General features: G+C 48.5%; 19 protein-coding genes and 3 pseudogenes. 5 read left to right on the forward strand and 17 right to left on the reverse strand.

Features of this window, described 5'->3' with window-relative positions:
• Positions 1–3 precede the first annotated feature (3 nt).
• From KXD89_RS20475 to aphA, 3 genes are all read right to left on the reverse strand, one after another.
• Positions 4–360, reverse strand: a complete 357-nt coding sequence (locus KXD89_RS20475; protein ID WP_000155657.1) for an MmcQ/YjbR family DNA-binding protein — start codon at positions 358–360, stop codon at positions 4–6.
• A gap of 3 nt (positions 361–363) precedes the next feature.
• A complete protein-coding gene (locus KXD89_RS20480) occupies positions 364–780 on the reverse strand; it encodes a secondary thiamine-phosphate synthase enzyme YjbQ (protein ID WP_000270375.1) in 417 nt (138 codons plus the stop codon).
• Positions 781–890: 110 nt separating this feature from the next.
• Positions 891–1,604 carry an acid phosphatase AphA gene (gene aphA, locus KXD89_RS20485; RefSeq protein WP_001226928.1) on the reverse strand — a complete coding sequence of 238 codons (714 nt, stop codon included), beginning with the start codon at positions 1,602–1,604 and terminating at the stop codon, positions 891–893.
• A 401-nt stretch (positions 1,605–2,005) separates the two neighbouring features.
• On the opposite strand from aphA, the gene KXD89_RS20490 reads away from it, so the two are divergent.
• On the forward strand, positions 2,006–2,209 hold the full coding sequence (locus KXD89_RS20490; RefSeq protein ID WP_001321562.1) for a protein YjbS: 204 nt from the start codon (positions 2,006–2,008) through the stop codon (positions 2,207–2,209).
• A 501-nt stretch (positions 2,210–2,710) separates the two neighbouring features.
• Here KXD89_RS20490 and tyrB read toward each other — a convergent pair.
• The 3 genes from tyrB to dnaB form a co-directional block, all read right to left on the reverse strand.
• Complete coding sequence (gene tyrB, locus KXD89_RS20495) at positions 2,711–3,904, reverse strand: aromatic amino acid transaminase (RefSeq protein ID WP_000486985.1); 1,194 nt, start codon at positions 3,902–3,904, stop codon at positions 2,711–2,713.
• A gap of 252 nt (positions 3,905–4,156) precedes the next feature.
• Positions 4,157–5,236 (reverse strand): alanine racemase, encoded by a 1,080-nt coding sequence (gene alr, locus KXD89_RS20500; protein ID WP_001147328.1) that lies wholly within the window; start codon positions 5,234–5,236, stop codon positions 4,157–4,159.
• 52 nt (positions 5,237–5,288) lie between these two features.
• The gene (dnaB, locus tag KXD89_RS20505; protein ID WP_000918363.1) at positions 5,289–6,704 is read right to left on the reverse strand and encodes a replicative DNA helicase; all 1,416 of its coding nucleotides are present in this window, start codon (positions 6,702–6,704) and stop codon (positions 5,289–5,291) included.
• 82 nt (positions 6,705–6,786) lie between these two features.
• Here dnaB and KXD89_RS20510 point away from each other — a divergent pair, with 82 nt between their 5' ends.
• Entirely contained in the window at positions 6,787–7,770 is a 984-nt protein-coding gene (locus KXD89_RS20510) for a quinone oxidoreductase (RefSeq protein ID WP_000235508.1), read from the forward strand.
• 165 nt (positions 7,771–7,935) lie between these two features.
• Here KXD89_RS20510 and pspG read toward each other — a convergent pair whose 3' ends face one another.
• The 3 genes and pseudogenes from pspG to KXD89_RS20525 all read right to left on the reverse strand — a co-directional run bounded on the left by pspG (position 7,936) and on the right by KXD89_RS20525 (position 10,697).
• Positions 7,936–8,178, reverse strand: a complete 243-nt coding sequence (gene pspG, locus KXD89_RS20515; RefSeq protein ID WP_000891404.1) for an envelope stress response protein PspG — start codon at positions 8,176–8,178, stop codon at positions 7,936–7,938.
• Positions 8,179–8,311: 133 nt separating this feature from the next.
• Positions 8,312–9,349, reverse strand: a complete 1,038-nt coding sequence (gene dusA / locus KXD89_RS20520; protein WP_001298868.1) for a tRNA dihydrouridine(20/20a) synthase DusA — start codon at positions 9,347–9,349, stop codon at positions 8,312–8,314.
• Between the two features lie 362 nt (positions 9,350–9,711).
• Positions 9,712–10,697, reverse strand: a pseudogene (locus tag KXD89_RS20525) (DUF2713 domain-containing protein).
• Between the two features lie 317 nt (positions 10,698–11,014).
• Here KXD89_RS20525 and zur point away from each other — a divergent pair.
• Positions 11,015–11,530 carry a zinc uptake transcriptional repressor Zur gene (gene zur / locus KXD89_RS20530; protein ID WP_001295691.1) on the forward strand — a complete coding sequence of 172 codons (516 nt, stop codon included), beginning with the start codon at positions 11,015–11,017 and terminating at the stop codon, positions 11,528–11,530.
• Between the two features lie 41 nt (positions 11,531–11,571).
• On the opposite strand, the gene KXD89_RS20535 is transcribed toward zur, so the two are convergent.
• The 4 genes from KXD89_RS20535 to dgkA form a co-directional block, all read right to left on the reverse strand.
• Positions 11,572–11,781, reverse strand: coding sequence for a CsbD family protein (locus KXD89_RS20535; protein ID WP_001030593.1), 210 nt, complete (start codon positions 11,779–11,781; stop codon positions 11,572–11,574).
• 115 nt (positions 11,782–11,896) lie between these two features.
• A complete protein-coding gene (dinF, locus tag KXD89_RS20540) occupies positions 11,897–13,222 on the reverse strand; it encodes an MATE family efflux transporter DinF (protein ID WP_001326646.1) in 1,326 nt (441 codons plus the stop codon).
• Between the two features lie 72 nt (positions 13,223–13,294).
• Positions 13,295–13,903 carry a transcriptional repressor LexA gene (lexA, locus tag KXD89_RS20545; RefSeq protein ID WP_000646078.1) on the reverse strand — a complete coding sequence of 203 codons (609 nt, stop codon included), beginning with the start codon at positions 13,901–13,903 and terminating at the stop codon, positions 13,295–13,297.
• 109 nt (positions 13,904–14,012) lie between these two features.
• Complete coding sequence (gene dgkA, locus KXD89_RS20550; RefSeq protein ID WP_000002907.1) at positions 14,013–14,381, reverse strand: diacylglycerol kinase; 369 nt, start codon at positions 14,379–14,381, stop codon at positions 14,013–14,015.
• Between the two features lie 170 nt (positions 14,382–14,551).
• Here dgkA and plsB point away from each other — a divergent pair, with 170 nt between their 5' ends.
• The gene (plsB, locus tag KXD89_RS20555) at positions 14,552–16,975 is read left to right on the forward strand and encodes a glycerol-3-phosphate 1-O-acyltransferase PlsB (RefSeq protein WP_000017354.1); all 2,424 of its coding nucleotides are present in this window, start codon (positions 14,552–14,554) and stop codon (positions 16,973–16,975) included.
• A 154-nt stretch (positions 16,976–17,129) separates the two neighbouring features.
• Here plsB and ubiA read toward each other — a convergent pair whose 3' ends face one another.
• The 4 genes and pseudogenes from ubiA to malM form a co-directional block, all read right to left on the reverse strand.
• Entirely contained in the window at positions 17,130–18,002 is an 873-nt protein-coding gene (gene ubiA / locus KXD89_RS20560; protein WP_000455227.1) for a 4-hydroxybenzoate octaprenyltransferase, read from the reverse strand.
• A 12-nt stretch (positions 18,003–18,014) separates the two neighbouring features.
• Positions 18,015–18,512 (reverse strand): chorismate lyase, encoded by a 498-nt coding sequence (ubiC, locus tag KXD89_RS20565; RefSeq protein ID WP_001326644.1) that lies wholly within the window; start codon positions 18,510–18,512, stop codon positions 18,015–18,017.
• A gap of 222 nt (positions 18,513–18,734) precedes the next feature.
• Positions 18,735–20,315: pseudogene (locus tag KXD89_RS20570) on the reverse strand (SopA family protein).
• A 228-nt stretch (positions 20,316–20,543) separates the two neighbouring features.
• A complete protein-coding gene (gene malM, locus KXD89_RS20575) occupies positions 20,544–21,464 on the reverse strand; it encodes a maltose operon protein MalM (protein WP_001326641.1) in 921 nt (306 codons plus the stop codon).
• Positions 21,465–21,572: 108 nt separating this feature from the next.
• Between malM and KXD89_RS22615 the strand changes: the two are divergent.
• Positions 21,573–21,693 (forward strand): annotated as a pseudogene (locus tag KXD89_RS22615) (hypothetical protein); the annotation flags it as partial.
• Positions 21,694–21,698: the final 5 nt, after the last annotated feature.

Here is a 21,698-nt window from a genome sequence, read left to right on the forward strand (position 1 = left end):
CTTTCAGAGTTGCACCAGCAATTTACGTTTTTCTTCCGGCAGTAAATTCACCGCCTGCTGATAAGACGCATCCACCAGATAATAGATTTGCGAATCTGGCAGCGAACCGTCGAGATACACGGTGCTCCAGTGCGCTTTATTCAGATGGCGGCTTGGACGCACATCGCTGTGCTGCTGACGTAGCAGCTCCGCCAGCTCCGGGCTGGTTTTCAGCGAAACAGCTGGGCGATTTTCTACTTCTTTCACCATCGCAAACAGTACATCTTCCACTTTGATCTGCGTCGCTTTCCAGTCATTATGCACGCTCTGTTCTGCGCCTGGTTTTGCCATGCAATATTGTAGCAACTCCGAAATGGTCATTTTTTACTCCCCTTGTAGTGTCGCGATGATGCGACGCGATCCGCCGTGGATGCGATGTTCCCCCAGCCAAATGCCTTGCCAGGTGCCGGTCTGAATACGCCCTTTATGCACCGGCAATACAAGCGATGTTCCCAGCATTGAGGATTTGATATGAGAAGGCATATCGTCTGCTCCCTCATAGTCATGCTCATAATTTCCGTTGTCGGGAACGGTGCGGAGGAAAAAACGCTCCATGTCGTGGCGTACGGTGGGATCGCAGTTCTCATTAAGTGTCAGAGAGGCGGAGGTATGTTGCAGCAACAGATGCAGTAAGCCGATGTTAACGCGCGGCATATCAGCCAGCTGATTCAGAATTTCATCCGTTACCAGATGAAACCCACGAGATTTGGCGCTAAGCGTGAGCGTCTTTTGATACCACATGTGCTGCTCCTTGATAAAACTCTCTTAATCAGTTTGCAGCAAGACAGCGAAAGGATAAAGGTGTGATTAAAAAAACAGCATTCGGGAGAGCATCACGCTCTCCCGCTCTGTCAGTATTCTGAATTGACGATCACCTCTTCACCAAACGCACCCGCTTGTGGCAAGGGTTTGTAGGTAGAGTTGGAGGCGCGCAGAATGCGGATACCACGAGCGCCGACATCGCGTGCGGCGGTAATATCATTATCAGAATCGCCATAAAAAATTCGGATATTTTTATCCTGCAGCCATTGCGATTTTGTATTTTGCCCTGGTTTATCGCCCGCAAAGATCACCGGATTCATGTTGGTGGCAGGAATATGAAAATTATCCGCCAGCGTTTTTGAAACCGTTTCTGTTTTCGTCGGGCTACGACCAGTCACAAAGAAGATCGCGTCACCGCGGCGTACATGCATATCAATCAGCTGGCGAGCGACCTCTTTTGGAATGCTGAATTCATCCCAGCCATTGTTCATTTTTTCCCAGAACACAGGATTTTTCAGATAATCTTCGCTTTCTGGCGAGAAGGTTTTTTTGCCGCGCCAGAAGCCCGGACTGGAAAAAAGTACCGTGTCATCGATATCAAACCCCACCGCCATTGGCGGACGCCCTGCGAGGCTATTTTCAATTTGTGCGACCGAAACCCAATGAATGGGTGCCTGTTCAGCAAGCCTGGCAACGTTAGTCCCAGGGTTAAGCGGTGAAGGAGATGAGGCCAGGGCAACAGCGGAACTGTTTAGAGCGAACAATAAGCAAACGGCACTGATTGCCTGTGTGATCTTGCGCATATTTTTCCCTAAATAGTCAGTATGTTGAAACTTTTTATTGTGAGATTTGTTGCAAAAACCATCTGACCATAACGCCAGCTGCCGGGGAAAGGAAGGATTATCTGCGGTTTTTGTGATGAAAAGCAGGATGATTATATTTAACCCAGTAAATACGTTCCTGTCTTTTTTTGTATAAAAAATGTTTATTACTCGATGTAAGGATACATTAATTTTACGTTTATTATGATGAATCCTCGGCAAATGAGCGAAATTTGATAGAACATTTATCTGCTGTACGATTTAATGAACTTAATGATACAGCATTACAAAAACAATCGAAGTTTATAAAGATGATTTCTGATTGACCAGCCCCCTACCCTACAATGGTGATTAATTTTATTACTCGCGATGGAGATGATGATATGAATATATCATATGTGAATAGCAACAAAACGACATCTTTACCTGTTGAGCTAGATGCACTAAATAATAAAGATATCTCTTATGCCAAAGATTTCTTTTTATACATAGAAACACAGTTAAAAATTGCAAAAGATTTTTTAGACCTGGAGAAGAAGTATCAAGTTCTATTGCAAGTAAAGTTTTTCACGCATTTATTGATTTAGTTAACAAAATCAGGGGTAAGAAAGACTTTATGTATATTTGCACGCTTTGCTGTTTTGCCGAGGAGGTTAAAGGTGATTATTCTCATTACAGGACCTTTTTATTTGATATTGGTAATCAATATAAGGTTAAACTTACACAAAGCGGAAAAAAGAGTTCTCTTTAACATTAGAATTTAACGATACTATAATTGAATCTCAGAAAGTCACAGGCAATAAGGCAAAGCATATTCTTGAGGATATAGAAATATTCTATCGTAACAAACCCGATACTTATTATTAAATTTAATAATGGTTAGATGTGCAGAAATTATTACTCCACCCAAAAAAACAGGATAAGGAATTCCAGATAATTGGGATAAGCTTAACAATAAAAGAACTAACAACGTTTATTATCTCTCACGTAGAACGATGGCATCAAAAAAATCATCTATAAAGAAAGAGTGAAAGCGACGACAGTTTAATTTCACTGCAGGCTGGGTAGCTCCAGCCTGCTTTCCTGCATTACATCACCGCAGCAAACGCCTTTGCCACACGTTGTACATTTGCCGTATTTAACCCGGCGACACACATGCGACCGCTGGCGATGAGATAGACACCAAATTCTTCACGTAGTCGGTCAACCTGAGCGGCACTTAAACCGGTATAACTGAACATGCCGCGCTGATTAAGCAGATAATCGAAATTGCGTTCTGGCATCTCTGTGCTTAATACCTTCACCAATTCCTGACGCATTGCCAGAATGCGAGTACGCATCTCTTCTACTTCCGCCAGCCAGCTGGCTTTCAATGCCTCGTCATTCAGCACTGCAGCCACCACCTGCGCACCAAAATTCGGCGGGCTGGAGTAGTTGCGGCGAACTGTTGCTTTCAATTGCCCCAGTACGCGGCCAGCGGCTTCGGCATCTTCACACATAACAGAAAGTCCGCCGACGCGCTCGCCGTAAAGGGAGAAAATTTTCGAGAACGAATTGCTCACCAGAGCGGGTAATCCAGCGCTGGCAATGGCGCGAATAGCGTAGGCATCCTCTTCCATACCGGCACCAAATCCTTGATAGGCAATATCGAGGAATGGAATAAGCTCGCGGGCTTTGAGAATTTCAATCACCGCATCCCACTGATCATTAGTGAGATCGGCACCCGTTGGGTTGTGGCAACATGGATGCAGCAACACAATACTGCGGGCAGGTAATGTTTTCAGCGTCGCCAACAGGTCATTAAAGCGCACGCCGTTAGTCGCTTCGTCATACCAGGGGTAAGTACTCACTTCGAATCCAGCCCCGGCGAATATTGCTACGTGGTTTTCCCAGGTAGGATCGCTGACCCAGACGCCTGATTCCGGGAAGTAGCGTTTCAGGAAATCCGCGCCCACTTTCAATGCCCCGGAGCCGCCAAGGGTTTGAATGGTTGCTACGCGCTGTTGTTTCAGTACCGGATGGTCCGCACCAAACAGCAGCGGCGCAATGGCATGGCGATAGCAGTTAAGCCCTTCCATCGGTAAATAAAGCGAAGCGCCATGAGGCTGCGCATTCAGGCGCGCTTCCGCCTCCGCCACGGCTTGCAGTTGTGGAATAATTCCGTCTTCGTTGTAGTACAGACCGATACTTAAATTCACTTTGTCGCTGCGAGGGTCTTCTTTAAAACGCTCCATAAGCGTAAGAATCGGGTCGCCAGCGTAGGCGTCAACTTTTTGAAACACGCGATGGTTCTCCAGGTTTACGGGCAGGTGGTTAAAACACAATAAACCGGAAGAAGGCGAAGATCGAGTGGATGTTCAGGAGCGAACGGCAATTAGCAACAGAGTGAGACTCATGACAAACGTACATCCGCCAGAGGCACGACCTTTATAAGAGCATGAAAGAACATCAACTTATTGAATTTTTAGGATTTTATTGGCCGGATAAGGCATTCACGCCGCATCCGGCACAGACAATCAAATATTACAGAACGATTAATCCACGTATTTCATCGCGACCCTTGAAGTCAGGCGCGTAATAAGTTCGTAAGCGCTTACTTTCGTCATTTCAGCGATACGTTCTACGGGCAAACCTTCGCCCCATAAAATGACCGGATCCCCGGCTTTGTCCTGCGCCTGTGGACCTAAGTCTACGCAGATCATATCCATCGCCACGCGCCCGACAATCGGTACTTCGCGACCGTTCACCAGCACTGGCGTACCGGACGGCGCGGCGCGCGGATAACCATCGCCATAGCCCATCGCGACTACGCCAAGACGGGTATCACGTTCGCTTACCCAGGTTCCACCATAACCAACAGGCTCTCCGGCTTTATGCTCACGCACGGCAATCAGGCTGGAGGTTAGTGACATCACTGGCTGACAGCCAAAATCGGCACCGGTGGAGCGATCTTCCAGCGGCGAGACGCCATAAAGAATGATGCCCGGGCGCACCCAGTCAAAATGCGACTGTGGCCACAGCAGAATGCCACCCGACGCGGCAATGGAACGTTGACCAGGTTTGCCTTCGCAAAAGGTATTAAAGATAGCGAGTTGTTTCTCGGTTGCGCCACATTTTGGTTCATCCGCGCGCGCAAAATGGCTGACGATATTCACCGGCTGACGAACGTTTTTGCACTGGGTCAGGCGATGATAAAACGCCTCAGCCTGTTCCGGCCTTACGCCCAGACGGTGCATACCGGTATCGAGTTTCATCCAGACGGTAACCGGCTCGTCCAGGCTAGCCTCTTCCAGCGCAGCCAGCTGTTCTTCGTTATGCACGGCGGTATGAAAATGTTGCGCAGAAATCGTCGGCAGATCTCTGGCATCAAAAAAGCCTTCGAGTAACAGTACAGGTTTGGTGATTCCCCCCGCACGCAGTCGCAGAGCTTCTTCGAGACGGGCTACGCCAAAGGCGTCAGCATCGGGGAGCGTTCGCGCGGTCTCAAGAAGACCGTGACCATAAGCGTTCGCTTTCACCACCGCAACCATTTTACTGGCAGGGGCCAGTTCACGAAGACGTTGCAGGTTGTGTCGCAGAGCGCGGCGGTTAATCACAACAGTTGCCGCTTGCATTTGTGTTCCTTGATAAGTGTTTGCTTTAATTACCTAATTCATAAAATAATTATTATTCGTCGTCGTACTGCGGCCCCGCATAGTTGTCGAAGCGCGACCATTGACCGTTAAAGGTCAGGCGTACCGTCCCGATTGGGCCGTTACGTTGTTTACCGATAATAATTTCCGCGATGCCTTTTAAATCACTGTTTTCGTGATACACCTCATCACGATAGATAAACATGATCAAGTCCGCATCCTGCTCGATAGAGCCAGATTCACGCAGGTCGGAGTTGACCGGGCGTTTGTCGGCACGTTGTTCCAGAGAACGGTTCAACTGGGACAGCGCCACCACCGGCACGTTCAGTTCTTTCGCCAGTGCTTTCAGCGAGCGAGAGATTTCTGCAATTTCCAGCGTACGGTTATCGGAAAGCGCCGGTACGCGCATCAGTTGCAGGTAGTCGATCATGATAAGCCCGATGCCGCCGTGTTCACGGGCAATACGGCGTGCGCGGGAACGCACTTCCGTTGGCGTCAGGCCGGAGGAGTCATCGATATAGATATTGCGTTTTTCGAGCAAAATACCCATGGTGCCGGAAATGCGCGCCCAGTCTTCGTCATCGAGCTGCCCGGTACGGATTTTAGTCTGGTCAACGCGCGACAGCGACGCCAGAGAACGCATCATGATCTGTTCTGATGGCATCTCCAGCGAGAAGATAAGTACCGGTTTATCCTGCAACATCGCCGCGTTTTCGACGAGGTTCATCGCAAATGTTGTTTTACCCATCGACGGACGCGCGGCGACGATGATCAAATCCGACGGCTGCAAGCCAGCGGTTTTTTTGTTGAGATCGTCATAACCGGTGTTTACCCCGGTAACGCCATCGTGTGGCTGCTGAAACAACTGCTCAATACGCGCCACGGTTGCGTCGAGCACATCGGCGATGTTCTTCGGCCCTTCGTCTTTGTTCGCACGACTTTCGGCAATTTTAAAGACGCGGGATTCAGCCAGATCCAGCAGATCTTCGCTGGTACGCCCCTGCGGATCAAAACCAGCTTCGGCAATCTCATTCGCAACCGAGATCATCTCACGGACAACGGCACGTTCACGCACGATGTCCGCATAGGCACTGATGTTAGCCGCACTTGGCGTATTTTTTGACAGCTCTGCCAGATAAGCAAAACCACCGACGCTATCGAGTTGCCCCTGGCGTTCCAGCGATTCCGCAAGAGTAATCAGATCGATAGGGCTACCGCTTTCCTGCAAACGCGCCATTTCAGTAAAGATATGACGGTGTGGGCGGGTGTAAAAATCGTCTGCTACCACACGCTCGGCTACATCATCCCAGCGTTCGTTATCTAGCATTAAACCGCCCAACACCGACTGCTCCGCTTCGATCGAGTGCGGAGGCACTTTCAGCCCGGCAACTTGTGGATCGCGTTCGCGGGGTTCAGCCTGCTGTTTGTTGAAGGGTTTATTTCCTGCCATAGTGAATGGAGTTACCGAGATAAAGAATGGGTCGAAACTTTATCATATGAAGCAGACCCTGACGATACGTTCTGGAGGACACATGGCAACACGAATTGAATTTCACAAGCACGGTGGCCCGGAAGTACTTCAAGCCGTAGAGTTCACTCCTGCCGATCCGGCGGAGAATGAAATCCAGGTCGAAAATAAAGCCATCGGCATCAATTTTATCGACACATATATCCGCAGCGGCCTTTACCCGCCGCCATCGCTACCCAGCGGATTAGGCACCGAAGCAGCAGGCATCGTGAGTAAAGTCGGCAGTGGTGTAAAGCATATTAAGGCAGGCGATCGTGTAGTCTATGCGCAGTCGGCGTTAGGCGCTTACAGCTCTGTGCATAACATTATTGCGGATAAAGCGGCGATTCTGCCTGCGGCAATTTCTTTTGAGCAAGCTGCGGCATCCTTCCTGAAAGGCTTAACGGTTTATTATCTGCTGCGCAAAACCTATGAAATTAAACCCGATGAACAGTTCCTGTTCCACGCAGCGGCTGGCGGCGTTGGCTTAATTGCCTGCCAGTGGGCAAAAGCCCTGGGCGCGAAACTTATCGGCACCGTAGGAACCGCGCAAAAAGCGCAGAGCGCGCTAAAAGCGGGCGCGTGGCAGGTTATTAACTATCGTGAAGAGGATCTGGTCGAGCGGTTAAAAGAGATCACCGGCGGTAAGAAAGTGCGCGTGGTGTACGATTCCGTGGGCAGAGACACCTGGGAACGGTCGCTGGATTGCCTGCAACGCCGCGGCTTAATGGTCAGTTTTGGCAACTCATCAGGTGCGGTTACCGGTGTGAACTTAGGCATTCTCAATCAAAAAGGCTCGTTGTATGTGACACGCCCTTCCCTGCAAGGCTATATCACCACGCGGGAGGAATTAACCGAGGCCAGTAATGAACTGTTCTCTTTGATTGCCAGCGGTGTGATTAAGGTCGATGTCGCCGAGCAGCAGAAATATCCGCTGAAGGATGCGCAGCGTGCGCATGAGATTCTGGAAAGCCGGGCGACGCAAGGTTCCAGCCTGCTGATTCCATAAAAGAAATAGGGCTTCCACCTGGGAAGCCCTTTCTTTTTATAGTTCGGCTGTATGTAGGGTACAGCACGATGAATCTGTTAGAGGCGCAATAGTGACAGATTTGATTATCAATTCCTATTTTGTTCTAAGGATAAAACCTTAGGTTGTGATCATCCGCACAATCCCTTAGTAACGCCAGCGGTCATAACGCTGATATTTCGGCACTTTTGGTGCTTTAATCGCCTTAATAACCCACACCACCGCAATCGCCAGTAGTAACCACGGCAGCAACTTAATCATCAATGCCAGCATACCGCCGAGGAACATAATGGCCGTCGCCACAACCAGCGCGGCGATAATGCCCAGCAACGAAACGCCGGTGACCATCAGCATGACAAAAAAGCCAATCACAAAAAGTAGTTCCAGCATGATGCTCTCCCAAATATGAAATCTCTTGCTGGCATTACAAGAATCATGCCAAAAATAATCTATTGATTTAACAGCAAAACGCCCCGCGACGGTGCGCAGGGCGTGGTGAATTTGACTACTTTTTGGTGAAAAGTTAACGCTTATCCGCCACCAGTTTGAGCGCGTGTTCCAGCACATTAATGTCTGCACCCGCTTTATGGGCATTTTCACTTAAATAACGCCGCCACTGCCGCGCGCCAGGAATACCCTGGAACAAGCCCAACATATGCCGGGTAATATGGCCGAGATACGTCCCCTGGCTGAGTTCACGCTCAATGTACGGATACATGGCGCGCACTACCGCCACCGGATCGGCATCGGTATCCGAGGAACCAAAGATCTCCCGGTCTACCGCCGCCAGAATACCCGGATTCTGATACGCCTCGCGCCCGACCATCACGCCATCCATATGTTGCAGGTGTGCTTTGGCCTCTTCCAGCGACTTGATACCACCGTTAATCGACATTGTCAGATGCGGAAAGTCACGCTTCAGTTGATACACACGCGGATAATCGAGCGGCGGGATTTCACGGTTTTCTTTCGGGCTTAACCCCGAAAGCCAGGCTTTACGTGCGTGGATGATGAACATCTCACACTCGCCTTTGCCGGAAACGGTATTGATGAAATCGCAGAGAAATTCATAGCTGTCCTGGTCGTCGATGCCAATACGCGTTTTCACCGTCACCGGAATCGACACCACATCGCGCATCGCTTTCACGCAGTCGGCAACCAGCTGCGCATTACCCATCAGACACGCACCAAACATGCCGTTCTGCACCCGGTCAGACGGGCAGCCGACATTCAGGTTGATCTCATCATATCCGCGCGCTTCTGCCAGCTTTGCACACTGCGCCAGCGCCGCCGGATCGCTACCGCCCAGTTGCAACGCTACCGGATGTTCTTCTTCACTGTACGCCAGATAATCACCTTTACCGTGAATAATCGCCCCTGTGGTCACCATTTCGGTATACAGCAACGTATTGCGGGAAAGCAGACGCAAGAAATAGCGGCAATGTCTGTCCGTCCAGTCGAGCATTGGTGCAACGCTAAACCGACCACTCCAGTGAACGTCAGTTTTTTCAGGCATTGCGCTGGTTTGGTTGATTTTTTGCATTTCAGAATTACCGTGCATTTTCAAATGTAGAGATTATTTTATCGATATATCATGGGGTTATGTTATTCAGCATCACTATTCAGGAGGCTCAATAGCGGGGTACTATACCATAACAACAGGAAGCGCCTGTCTCATTGCAAAAGAAAATTGAGATCCTCTCAAGGCATGAAGCTCTCACGAAGTGATGGAAATAATCTTATTAGCCGTTAACTTTGTTAAGGCCAATGATAAACAATCCAGGTTCGACGATAAATAAAAAATCACACATTAAACTCTGGTGATATATCTCCCTGCTAATAGTATTGATAGAGAAAAAAGAACCCAATAAATATTGGGTCCTTTTATATAATGCCTTCCATACTATCGAAGAACTTCACATATTATTTCTCCGATTTAACCCCGAACAAATCATAAATTAATTTAGAAGTGTCTGTAAGTATTTTAATCTCTTCCTTTGAGGTTGGGTCAAACGACTTCGCGAAGCTAATTAATTGTGGTGCAGCATCTCGCATTTTGCTTAAAATATCAGGATCGAGCGTTCCTTCATTCACCAGATGTGACATCTTATCCAGATAGCCATCAAAATTCATTTCTCCCCCATCAGCCAGACGCTTCATCTCTCCCAGGTACTTCTTCATATCACGTTGAGATAATTTTTCAAACTGAGCTTTCAGGTAGCTCTCATTATTTTCATTAATATACACTGTTTCTGATAAATCTGCGTAGGCACTAGAATATGAAAGTGAAATTAACAGCGAAGCAAATAATTTTAAGCTGTTGTCATCATGTTCCTGGCAGGCATTAACAAACGTTAAAAAACCAGAACCTATTGCTTGAAAATGTATATTCGCTAAAGGTTCATTATCCTTAGATTCCTCATAAAATAGCTGAACCGTGGAGGGAAGGTCATTCTTAGTTTCTACATCAAAAGTACATTGTTCAATGGGCATTGCATCTTTATTATCCCCAGGATTACATATACTATTAATCGCGAAATGAAAAATAGCCCGGTCAACAACTGATGCAATAAAGTCACGATCGTTTAAATCCTCATCAGTGCAATCGTCAATATACTTATTGACCCACATTTTGAGATCATTTATTTGCACAATTAAAAACACATTTTTTTACGTGCATGCCATAAATTATGCGTGATTCGTTGAATAAACAAATCTATTTTTGCAATAATTATATCCCGATGACGCAGCGCTGCATAATCAATAGATTTACCATATATATTATTTAATTTACCTTTGATTGAACCTCTATTATCTAATTTATCTTTGATTGCATCTTCATTATCGAATTGATTTGAATTGAGTGTTTTATTAAAGTATCCAGTTGCACCGGGTATTATCTTCAACATGATTCATCTACCTTTTTTGTCGTACCGTGTCCTCCTTATAATTCTTTTGCCATCTGGTCACTATCAAAAATCGCTCATAATTTCTGAACTACAGGTATGCGTTTAAACCCAGTTAAATAAATAGCGAGTTAACTTGAAGCAATTTATTTAAAAATGAATTATTAATTATTATCGTGTTGATAATGGTACGACAAGGCAACATAACACCTTACCTACAAAACAGAAAATCAACATTACGGCAACAATAAGGGTTCTCGGTGTTTTTCCTGGAACATGGTAAAGTAAGGACATTCTTAACCCCCACTTTGAGGTGCCCGATGGAAAAGACCACAACGCAGGAGTTATTAGCGCAGGCTGAAAAAATCTGCGCGCAGCGTAATGTGCGCCTGACCCCACAGCGCCTGGAAGTGTTGCGCCTGATGAGTCTGCAGGATGGCGCTATCAGCGCTTATGATCTGCTTGATTTACTGCGCGAAGCTGAACCGCAAGCCAAGCCGCCAACGGTTTATCGCGCGCTGGATTTTCTGCTTGAGCAAGGTTTTGTGCATAAGGTGGAATCCACCAACAGTTATGTGCTCTGTCATCTGTTCGATCAGCCCACCCATACGTCAGCCATGTTTATTTGCGATCGCTGCGGCGCAGTGAAAGAAGAGTGTGCAGAAGGCGTGGAAGACATTATGCATACGCTGGCGGCAAAAATGGGGTTTGCCCTGCGGCATAATGTGATTGAAGCACATGGGCTCTGTGCGGCATGTGTAGAAGTGGAAGCGTGTCGTCATCCTGAACAGTGCCAGCATGATCACTCTGTGCAGGTGAAAAAGAAACCGCGTTAAGAGGGCGTACATCCTTGTACACGTCGGGCAGGAGGGATTAATTACCAGCGATATTCATTGCGGGTTTCCCAATCCACGACCTCTTTTTCTGCCTGATCTTTCTGATAACCATAACGTTCCTGGATTTTACCGACCAGTTGATCACGTTTACCTTCAATGATCGTCATATCATCATCGGTCAGTTTGCCCCATTGCTCTTTCACTTTACCTTTAAACTGTTTCCAGTTACCGCCGGCTTCATCTTTATTCATAATCAAGACCTCATCGTTAGGTTGTGAATGAGAGTACGTTCACTTTTCTTCTGAACGTGAGATTAAGTGTAGTCAGCAATTTGGCTTAGGATTATTTATTCAGAATTTTTAACCGTCACGTTGCGGCAAACCAGGTACCATTGCGCCAGTGACGCCGCCAGATAGCCGCCAGAGAAAGCCCGCGCAACGCCAGAAAGACGGTTAATGCCAGCCACAAAGCATGATTACCCAGCCACGGCAGCGTAAGGAGCGTCAGCGCAAAACCTGCGGCGGCCACCGCCATACTGTTACGCATTTCGGTGGCACGCGTTGCGCCTATAAACATGCCGTCCAGCAGATAACACCAGACGCCAACCACCGGCAAAATCACCTGCCAGATAAGATAGCGGTCAGCCAGCTGCTGAATCTGGGTTAACGACGTCAGTAACGCAATGATGTGTTCCCCAGCCAGCAAATAAACCACCGAAAACAGTAACGCTACGATCCCCGACTGGCGGCACGCTGCCCGCCAGACATCCAGCAACTGGCTACCGTCGCGCGCACCGTATGCCTGACCGGAGTGCGCTTCAACCGCGTAGGCAAAACCATCCAGCGCATAGGCGGTAAAGGTGAGTAGCGTCATCAGAACCGCGTTAACAGCGATAATGTCACTCCCCAGTCGCGCGCCAAGTACGGTGATCGCGCCGAAACAGAGTTGCAACAACAGCGAACGCAGCATGATATCGCGGTTAAGCGCCAGCAAGCGACGGAAGTTTCCTCGCCAGGCAGTTTTCAGCATTTCGCCGGAAATTCCGCGTAGTTTGAGGATTTTACGCACCATTAGCAGACCAATCAGCAATGTTGCATATTCCGCAATAACCGTCGCCAGCGCCGCGCCCTGCACGTTCATATGCAGCCCCATCACCAGCCAGACATCCAGCACAATGTTGAGGATATTGCCGACCACTAACAAAATTACTGGCGCACGGGCATATTGCACGCCGAGTAACCAACCGAGTAATACCAGATTCGCCAGCGACGCCGGTGCGCTTAACCAGCGGATTTCAAGAAAGCGCCGCGCCTGTTCCAGGACTGCCTCACTACCGCCAACAATATGCAGCGCCAGATCGATAATCGGCGTACGCAGCAGCGCAATTAACGCCCCAGCCCCCAACGCCAACAGCAACGGTTGCACCAGCGTACGGGCTAATGCCTGAGGATTTTTGGCACCATAAGCCTGCGCAGTCAGCCCGGTGGTGCTCATGCGTAAAAACAGCAACAGCATAAAGAGAAAGCTGGTCGCCGTTGCACCAACCGCCACGCCGCCCAAATAAACCGGGCTATCAAGATGACCAATTACCGCCGTATCGACCAGTCCCAGCAACGGAACGGTGATATTGGAGAAAATCATGGGTAAGGCGAGATGCCAGAGTGCTTTATCAGATGAAGTGAGGAATGCCATGCAGACAAGCCTGATGAAGAGAGATGAAAAACAAACCGCGACGCCAGGCGGCATCGCGGTCTCAGAGATATGTTACAGCCAGTCGCCGTTGCGAATAACCCCAACCGCCAGCCCTTCAATGGTGAAGCTCTGCTGACGAAGGTCAACGACAATTGGTTTAAACTCGCTATTTTCTGGCAACAGTTCGACTTTATTGCCCTGTTTTTTCAGGCGCTTAACGGTAACTTCGTCATCAATACGTGCGACAACGACCTGACCGTTACGTACATCCTGAGTTTTATGCACTGCCAGCAAGTCACCATCCATAATGCCGATATCTTTCATCGACATCCCGCTGACGCGCAGCAGGAAATCAGCATTCGGCTTGAATAAGGAAGGATCGACCTGATAATGACCTTCAATATGCTGTTGCGCCAGAAGTGGTTCACCGGCAGCCACACGACCTACCAGCGGCAACCCTTCTTCCTCTTCCTGCAACAGACGAATCCCGCGTGATGCGCCGGAAACAATTTCAATAACGCCTTTGCGTGCCAGCGCCTTCAGATGTTCTTCAGCCGCGTTTGGGGAACGGAACCCCAAACGCTGCGCGATTTCCGCACGCGTCGGCGGCATACCTGTCTGGCTGATGTGATCACGGATGAGATCAAACACCTCTTGTTGCCTGGCCGTTAACGCTTTCATTCCGCCCCCTGGGTGTATATACAGTTATGCTGTGAGTATATACAGCAAAAGGCGATTTTGGAACCATAAACTGCACAATAAACCAGAGATTTATCGAATTCTGGAAGGGTTATCCAAAATGCGACCATAACAGAATGCACCAGGTAATCACGGCGACGATAATGGCAATCAGCACCGCAGCGGATCCCATATCTTTTGCGCGTCCGGAAAGCTCATGGTATTCAGAGCCAATTCGGTCAACCACTGCTTCGATGGCGCTATTGAGGATTTCCACAATCATCACCAGCATCACGGAGCTGATAAGCAGCACGCGGGTAATCGCGTCCACATCCAGCCAGCAGGCGATGACCACCGCCAACAATACCGCTACGCCTTCCTGACGGAATGCCGCTTCGTTGATCCATGCAGCGCGTAAACCTTTCCAGGAATAGCCAGCAGCTTTGATAATTCGGGTGAATCCAGTGGTATTATTGGCCATTGAAAGAACCTTTTTACATTATGAGCGTCAATATCAGTGTACCGTTAAATCCGATGATTCGGGTTTGCGTAGCGCCGCGCGAAACATGAGCGGATACCACAGAATTTCCCATGACTTTCTGCTATCCTTGCCGCGCATTTGCATTATTAACCAGAGGCTTTACATCGTTTATGTCCGGCTGGCCACGAATTTACTACAAATTACTGAATTTACCATTAAGCATCCTGGTAAAAAGCAAGTCTATTCCGGCAGATCCTGCCCCGGAACTGGGGCTGGATACCTCTCGTCCAATTATGTACGTTTTACCGTACAACTCGAAAGCAGATTTGCTGACGTTGCGCGCCCAGTGTCTGGCACATGACTTGCCTGACCCGTTAGAGCCGCTGGAAATCGACGGCACGCTACTGCCGCGCTATGTGTTCATTCACGGCGGGCCGCGTGTGTTCACCTATTACACGCCGAAAGAAGAGTCTATTAAGCTGTTCCACGACTATCTCGATTTGCACCGTAGCAACCCAAATCTGGATGTGCAGATGGTGCCAGTGTCGGTGATGTTTGGTCGCGCGCCGGGGCGTGAAAAAGGCGAAGTGAACCCGCCGCTGCGTATGCTTAACGGCGTACAGAAATTTTTCGCTGTACTGTGGCTCGGTCGCGACAGTTTTGTGCGTTTCTCGCCGTCAGTTTCGCTGCGCCGTATGGCGGATGAACACGGCACGGATAAAACTATCGCTCAGAAACTGGCGCGCGTGGCGCGTATGCACTTTGCCCGTCAACGTCTGGCTGCCGTAGGCCCACGTTTGCCTGCTCGTCAGGATCTGTTTAATAAGCTGCTCGCCTCCCGCGCCATTGCCAAAGCGGTAGAAGATGAAGCGCGCAGCAAAAAAATCTCCCATGAAAAAGCGCAGCAGAACGCGATTGCACTGATGGAAGAGATTGCGGCGAATTTCTCTTACGAGATGATTCGCCTGACTGACCGTATTCTGGGCTTCACCTGGAACCGACTTTACCAGGGCATCAACGTCCATAACGCTGAGCGCGTTCGCCAGCTGGCCCACGACGGTCATGAGCTGGTATATGTGCCTTGCCACCGCAGTCACATGGACTACCTGCTGCTTTCTTACGTGCTGTATCACCAGGGGCTGGTGCCGCCGCATATCGCCGCCGGGATCAACCTGAATTTCTGGCCTGCCGGGCCGATTTTCCGCCGTCTGGGGGCGTTCTTTATTCGCCGTACGTTTAAAGGCAATAAACTTTATTCCACCGTTTTCCGGGAGTATCTCGGCGAACTGTTCAGCCGTGGTTATTCCGTCGAGTACTTCGTGGAAGGCGGTCGTTCCCGTACGGGGCGTTTGCTGGATCCGAAAACTGGTACGCTGTCGATGACCATTCAGGCGATGCTGCGTGGCGGCACGCGTCCGATTACGCTGATTCCGATCTATATCGGTTATGAGCACGTCATGGAAGTGGGTACTTACGCCAAAGAACTGCGCGGCGCGACGAAAGAGAAAGAGAGCCTGCCGCAGATGCTGCGCGGTTTAAGCAAGCTGCGTAATCTCGGTCAGGGTTACGTCAACTTCGGTGAACCAATGCCGTTGATGACCTACCTTAACCAGCATGTACCTGACTGGCGTGAATCTATCGATCCCATCGAAGCGGTGCGTCCGGCATGGTTAACGCCGACGGTCAATAATATTGCTGCCGATCTGATGGTACGCATTAACAACGCAGGCGCGGCAAACGCCATGAACCTGTGCTGTACTGCGCTACTGGCATCACGTCAGCGCTCACTCACCCGCGAGCAGTTAACCGAGCAACTCAACTGCTACCTGGATCTGATGCGCAACGTGCCCTACTCCACGGACTCTACCGTTCCTTCAGCCAGCGCCAGCGAGCTTATCGATCACGCGCTGCAAATGAACAAGTTTGAAGTCGAGAAAGACACAATCGGCGACATCATCATTCTGCCGCGCGAGCAAGCGGTGCTGATGACCTACTATCGCAACAACATTGCGCATATGTTGGTGCTGCCTTCGCTGATGGCGGCAATCGTCACCCAGCATCGCCACATCTCCCGCGACGTATTGATGGAGCACGTCAATGTGCTTTACCCAATGCTGAAAGCGGAGCTGTTCCTGCGCTGGGATCGCGACGAGTTGCCGGACGTTATTGATGCGCTGGCAAATGAGATGCAACGTCAGGGGCTGATTACCCTGCAAGATGATGAGTTGCATATCAACCCGGCGCATTCTCGCACGCTACAGCTGCTGGCCGCAGGCGCGCGCGAAACGCTGCAACGTTATGCCATCACCTTCTGGTTGTTGAGTGCCAACCCGTCGATCAACCGCGGTACGCTGGAGAAAGAGAGCCGCACCGTCGCGCAACGTCTCTCCGTGCTGCACGGCATCAACGCGCCGGAGTTCTTCGACAAGGCGGTGTTCAGTTCTCTGGTGCTGACACTGCGTGATGAAGGGTATATCAGCGATAGCGGCGATGCCGAACCGGCAGAAACGATGAAGGTTTATCAGTTGCTGGCGGAGTTGATTACATCAGACGTGCGTTTGACGATTGAGAGTGCGACGCAGGGCGAAGGGTAATCAGAGAGAATTGCCGGATGCGGCGAAAACGCCTTATCCGGCCTTCCATAATCTGCAAATTCAATAAATTGCGATGTGTTGTGTAGGCCTGAGAAGCGCCGCGCATCAGGCAACCCAGAAGAAAGCCGGATGATCATCCGGCTTTTTTACATCATCAGAAATGCCAGTAACTCATTGCCAGCCCTAAAAATAGTACCAGACCAACATAGTTATTATTCATAAATGCTTTAAAGCAGGCTTCACGCTCGCGGTTGGCAATCAGTTTTTGTTGATAAACAAACAGCGCGCCAGCCACCAGAATTGACCAGTAATATCCCCAGCCTAAGCCATTTAACTCACCGATGATCGCCATCAGTGCCAGTACGCCAATCTGCAAAATACCAATAATCAATTTATCGTATTGGCCGAACAGGATTGCCGTGGATTTAATGCCAATCTTCACATCATCATCGCGGTCAACCATCGCATACTGCGTGTCGTAAGCCACCGCCCAGAGAATATTGGCGAGGAACATTAACCAGCAACTCAATGGCACCGACTCACTCACAGCGGCAAAAGCCATTGGAATCGACCAGCCAAACGCCGCGCCCAGCACCACTTGCGGTAGATGGGTATACCGCTTCATAAACGGGTACACCCACGCCAGCGCTAGCGCGGCAATCGACAACAGAATGGTCATCGTATTCAGCGTCAGCACCAGTAAAAACGAAATCAGTACCAGCACGACAAACAGCGCGCGCGCCTCTTTCTCTGTTACCGCGCCGCTGGGAAGTGGTCGGTTCGCCGTGCGCTTAACATGACCATCAAACTTGCGGTCAGCATAATCATTCACCACACATCCGGCAGCGCGCATCAGCCAGACACCCGCGACAAACACCGCCAGGATCCAGAGCTGGGGAACGCCCGGTGTCGCCACCCACAACGCCCATAATGTTGGCCAGAGCAGCAGTAACGCGCCAATTGGCTTATCCGTACGCATTAAGCGATGAAACGCCAGCAGCTTATTCTGCGTCAGACTCCACTCCATATTTTTTTCCTCTTAGTACAACGGTGACGCCGGTAAAAACAGTTCTGTTAGCAACAGCGGTTTACCGCTTAATCGCAGGCGGGAACGTCGCCCCCACAGCCCGGCATCACGGCCTATCTCAATAAAGTCCCGGGTTAATGTCGATGATGTGAACAGATAGCGTCCTAACGGCGTTTTACCCAATTTTTGTAACGCCAGCTCCGGCCCGCTTAACGTTGACACAGGAACGACGGTACGACCGGCAAGCCACGGTTCACCATCGGCACATAACAAAATTTCACGTAACCAGTAACGAGACTCTTTCGGCAGCAGCGGCAGTTCTTCGGGGATTTCATTCTGCTCGACAAACCCTTCGCGGATCATCGTCACGCTTACCGTTTTTCCCTGCTGTTCAAAACGTTTTGTCATGGAATCCTCCAGCAACAGCCAGTCGAGCAGTTGCGGATCCAGGGCAGGGATCTCTTTACAATAGCGCAGCGCACGCAGTTGCGTTAACGCGGGGTGTGACATGCCGAACTCTCCGTTACATAACGTAAAGGCATTGTATCGCAGAAAAGTGTTTACGGGAGATGTAAAGCAAATTAAGTGATCTAATACGCAACAAAAACGCAACAATCGCATGAAGTGGTAAAACGATGTTGAACCTTACGCTTTACCGATGCCCGTGCTGGCGAGGGCAACCGTAGGGGCATCACCGTCCAGGATGCCAGGAACGGTGATGTTTTCCTTTACTTAAACACCCTTATTCATTATACGATGAGCTCGCCAACTCGCAGTAAAAATGGGGAAAAGCGCATATTTACCATGAGATTTGGAGCTGAAAAGTGTTTCCTGAGTAAGATTAACAGGCAACATCTCATGTCTGGATTTGTAGATATACGTGGAATTCCAATTGGTATCTTTTGTAGGATTCAACATATCATGTAAGCGCTGGGAGCTTACCACCATAACTGGCCCATCATCGACTGAGGAGAACAGGATAAAGATATTATCGTTTCGTGTTAATTCATTCGTGTTAAAGGTTCTTAAATTATCTTCAGTTTCTATAAATATAGGTGAAACATCATCACTACGAATCCACTCTTTATAAAGATGCCAAACATTTGCTTTGATCATATCATCCGTTGATCGTAAGGCCTGATCGATAAGTTGGATAAAAAAATTGTTATTTTTATCAATTAGCCATTTATTCGTATTAAATCTGTTAATAAAATCGATCATCTGTTGGGTATCGAAATTCACCTCACTGAATCGATGTTGACGCATAAAATCATCGAACTTGTTATCTTCATCAGAATGGATATAACTGCGTATAATGGGATCTTTTATATAAGGACAATGGCTAAATATTTTCTTCATATTCTCAATAAAGTTTTTATTAACAATATTAAGTATTTTTAATTGCATCACCAGTTTTACGGCCAGAACGGATTTCAATATCATTGCATTATCTGGCAATGTATCAATCATTTTTATAATGTTATTGATATAACCATCGAGATCTTCATTCCAAAATATATCTGAATAATCAATAGTTAATTCCAATTGTTCTGTAATGCAATCTTTAAAATTCCCTGTCGACATTCGCACATAATCAAACATAACAGCTGTCAAATTCGATTTAATAAATGATATTTCTTTGGCAGACAGAAACTCTGCTCTGGTGAAGTGCGAAGCGTAAAGATAACAATTATCGAAGTTTGAATTTCTAATCTGACATTCGCGAAAATTACTATGACCAAGTTGACTCTGCGAGAAGTCAACTGTATCAAGAATATTTTTGCTGAAATCGACACATTCACCACTCGCTTTGATAAAAATCACATTGTGTAAACGTCGACATCTAAATATGACATTATCAACTATTGCAGTAGTAAAATTGCAATCCCCAATTTCTTTACATTCGAATGTTACATGTTGTAGATTTGATGATAAAAAAGACACCTTCGATATAACGTCACCTTTAAAATGACAACTTGTTAAATCCAAATCAGACAGGTCGATATACCCCTGCGCATCTTTATCCATCAGAAAATTGCAAGCGCATTCAATTTTTTTCATTTCTGTAGAATTTTACACTTATAGTATCATTACTGATTGAGACTTCACGAAACATATTTATTGCATGATTTTTTCGTTCCGTTGTTTTATATTTGAAAAAATATTGCTGATATAAATAAAGTTATCTCTGTTTAAACCTGGCACCCCATTTAAATTACGTAGTAAATCAAGATCTACTATATTATTTCCTTGCACCACATCATGTTTCATCAAAGAGTTATTGCCGCCAGAATTTAGGATATGACTTATCATAAAACCTCTGCATAACAGAAATAAAATAACCTGGAAAAGTAGCCTGAATGTCCAGACACTACCGGCGAAAGGAAAAGAATCTCTGATAAGGCATTGAGATAATGGATATTCTTAGTGAAGAAGAAGTGAGTTACTATAAAAAATCGCTCATATCCCAGGAAGGAAGCATAAAAAAAGGTGCGCCAGGAGACGCACCAGTTGTTGCAAAATCAGCACTGTGGGGCGTAATTACCCCTTGCCTTTTACACTGCTGATAAAGGTGGAACGGGCAGATGTCGATCCCAGGCGTTCAGCTTCATCAAGCAGTTTTAACGCCTTATCAACATCACCTTTCGCGACAGCGTTTTTGATCGCGGTATTAAAATAACTTTCCGTGTCGTTGAGCATCGGCTCGCTTTTCTTCACCGGTGCCGGAGCGGGTGCAGCCACAGCTGGTGCCGCCGTGTTACCTACCGTAACCGGAGCTGGAGCGGAAGAACCAAATAAAGGTCCTACCAACACGCTGGAGCTGGAGTTCGTTTTCACTTTCAGTTTCAGTAAGCCATCGGTGGTATGACGAGCAACCGGATCGGGGATATCCGGGATCGAGTTACCGACGCCCTTGGCATAGGCTTTAGCCGGGTCGAGCAGTTGGGTCGTCTGCTGGAGATCTTTTTCCGTGGTAAAGACCAGAACATAAAGTTTTTGCTGCCCCAACGCCGGTGTCAGGCGCATAACGCCTTCCAGCCGATCTGCACTCATCACGCCTGGTTCCTGGTAGGTGAAATAACTGCTGGGGAAGAAGGCTGATGGGGTCATGTTCTGATCAAGAATCAGCACGTTCGGCGCAAAAACGCTGGTTTGTTTGTTCACTTCGCTGGTCAGCGTCAGGGTCAGTTCGCCAATGTTTGCCGGGACGCTGTACGCAGCAACCGGACCACTGATGCCGGGAACGTTCAGTTGTTGGCCGCCGGTCGCCAGTTGGGTGGTCTGGGTTTTAGATTGATCGACCGGTGTCCAGGTGAGTTGTTGCAGCGCAGCAGATGGAATGGCTGGCGCGTCGCTGGTGTTTTGCGGTACGTAGTTAACATCGGCAAGGCTAATTCCAGGCGCGCTTGCCAGTAACCCTGCTGATAAACAGAGGACGATGAGACTTTTATTCATTTTCATTGTTTTCACCTCAAAATCTGGAGCTCAGCGGTAGCCAGGCAATAGCGCGCTAAACCCGATAATCAGAGGGGCTTTCGCCCCTTTCAGATAATGACAACCTGTTTTTATGCCGGATGCGGCGTAAACGCCTTATCCGGCCTACATTTGACAGCCGTTGTAGGCCTGATAAGACGCGCAAGCGTCGCATCAGGCGTTGGTTGCCGAATGCGGCGTAAACGCCTTATCCGGCCCAGG

Source organism: Escherichia sp. TC-EC600-tetX4 (assembly GCF_019356055.1).
Taxonomy (GTDB): Bacteria; Pseudomonadota; Gammaproteobacteria; order Enterobacterales; family Enterobacteriaceae.

Bases quoted from the DNA above. Each gene is read 5' to 3' on its own strand.
- KXD89_RS20475 (WP_000155657.1), bottom strand. From the start codon at position 360: ATGACCATTTCGGAGTTGCTACAATATTGCATGGCAAAACCAGGCGCA.
- KXD89_RS20480 (WP_000270375.1), bottom strand. From the start codon at position 780: ATGTGGTATCAAAAGACGCTCACGCTTAGCGCCAAATCTCGTGGGTTT.
- aphA (WP_001226928.1), bottom strand. From the start codon at position 1,604: ATGCGCAAGATCACACAGGCAATCAGTGCCGTTTGCTTATTGTTCGCT.
- KXD89_RS20490 (WP_001321562.1), top strand. From the start codon at position 2,006: ATGAATATATCATATGTGAATAGCAACAAAACGACATCTTTACCTGTT.
- alr (WP_001147328.1), bottom strand. From the start codon at position 5,236: ATGCAAGCGGCAACTGTTGTGATTAACCGCCGCGCTCTGCGACACAAC.
- dnaB (WP_000918363.1), bottom strand. From the start codon at position 6,704: ATGGCAGGAAATAAACCCTTCAACAAACAGCAGGCTGAACCCCGCGAA.
- KXD89_RS20510 (WP_000235508.1), top strand. From the start codon at position 6,787: ATGGCAACACGAATTGAATTTCACAAGCACGGTGGCCCGGAAGTACTT.
- pspG (WP_000891404.1), bottom strand. From the start codon at position 8,178: ATGCTGGAACTACTTTTTGTGATTGGCTTTTTTGTCATGCTGATGGTC.
- dusA (WP_001298868.1), bottom strand. From the start codon at position 9,349: ATGCACGGTAATTCTGAAATGCAAAAAATCAACCAAACCAGCGCAATG.
- zur (WP_001295691.1), top strand. From the start codon at position 11,015: ATGGAAAAGACCACAACGCAGGAGTTATTAGCGCAGGCTGAAAAAATC.
- KXD89_RS20535 (WP_001030593.1), bottom strand. From the start codon at position 11,781: ATGAATAAAGATGAAGCCGGCGGTAACTGGAAACAGTTTAAAGGTAAA.
- dinF (WP_001326646.1), bottom strand. From the start codon at position 13,222: ATGGCATTCCTCACTTCATCTGATAAAGCACTCTGGCATCTCGCCTTA.
- lexA (WP_000646078.1), bottom strand. From the start codon at position 13,903: ATGAAAGCGTTAACGGCCAGGCAACAAGAGGTGTTTGATCTCATCCGT.
- dgkA (WP_000002907.1), bottom strand. From the start codon at position 14,381: ATGGCCAATAATACCACTGGATTCACCCGAATTATCAAAGCTGCTGGC.
- plsB (WP_000017354.1), top strand. From the start codon at position 14,552: ATGTCCGGCTGGCCACGAATTTACTACAAATTACTGAATTTACCATTA.
- ubiA (WP_000455227.1), bottom strand. From the start codon at position 18,002: ATGGAGTGGAGTCTGACGCAGAATAAGCTGCTGGCGTTTCATCGCTTA.
- ubiC (WP_001326644.1), bottom strand. From the start codon at position 18,512: ATGTCACACCCCGCGTTAACGCAACTGCGTGCGCTGCGCTATTGTAAA.
- malM (WP_001326641.1), bottom strand. From the start codon at position 21,464: ATGAAAATGAATAAAAGTCTCATCGTCCTCTGTTTATCAGCAGGGTTA.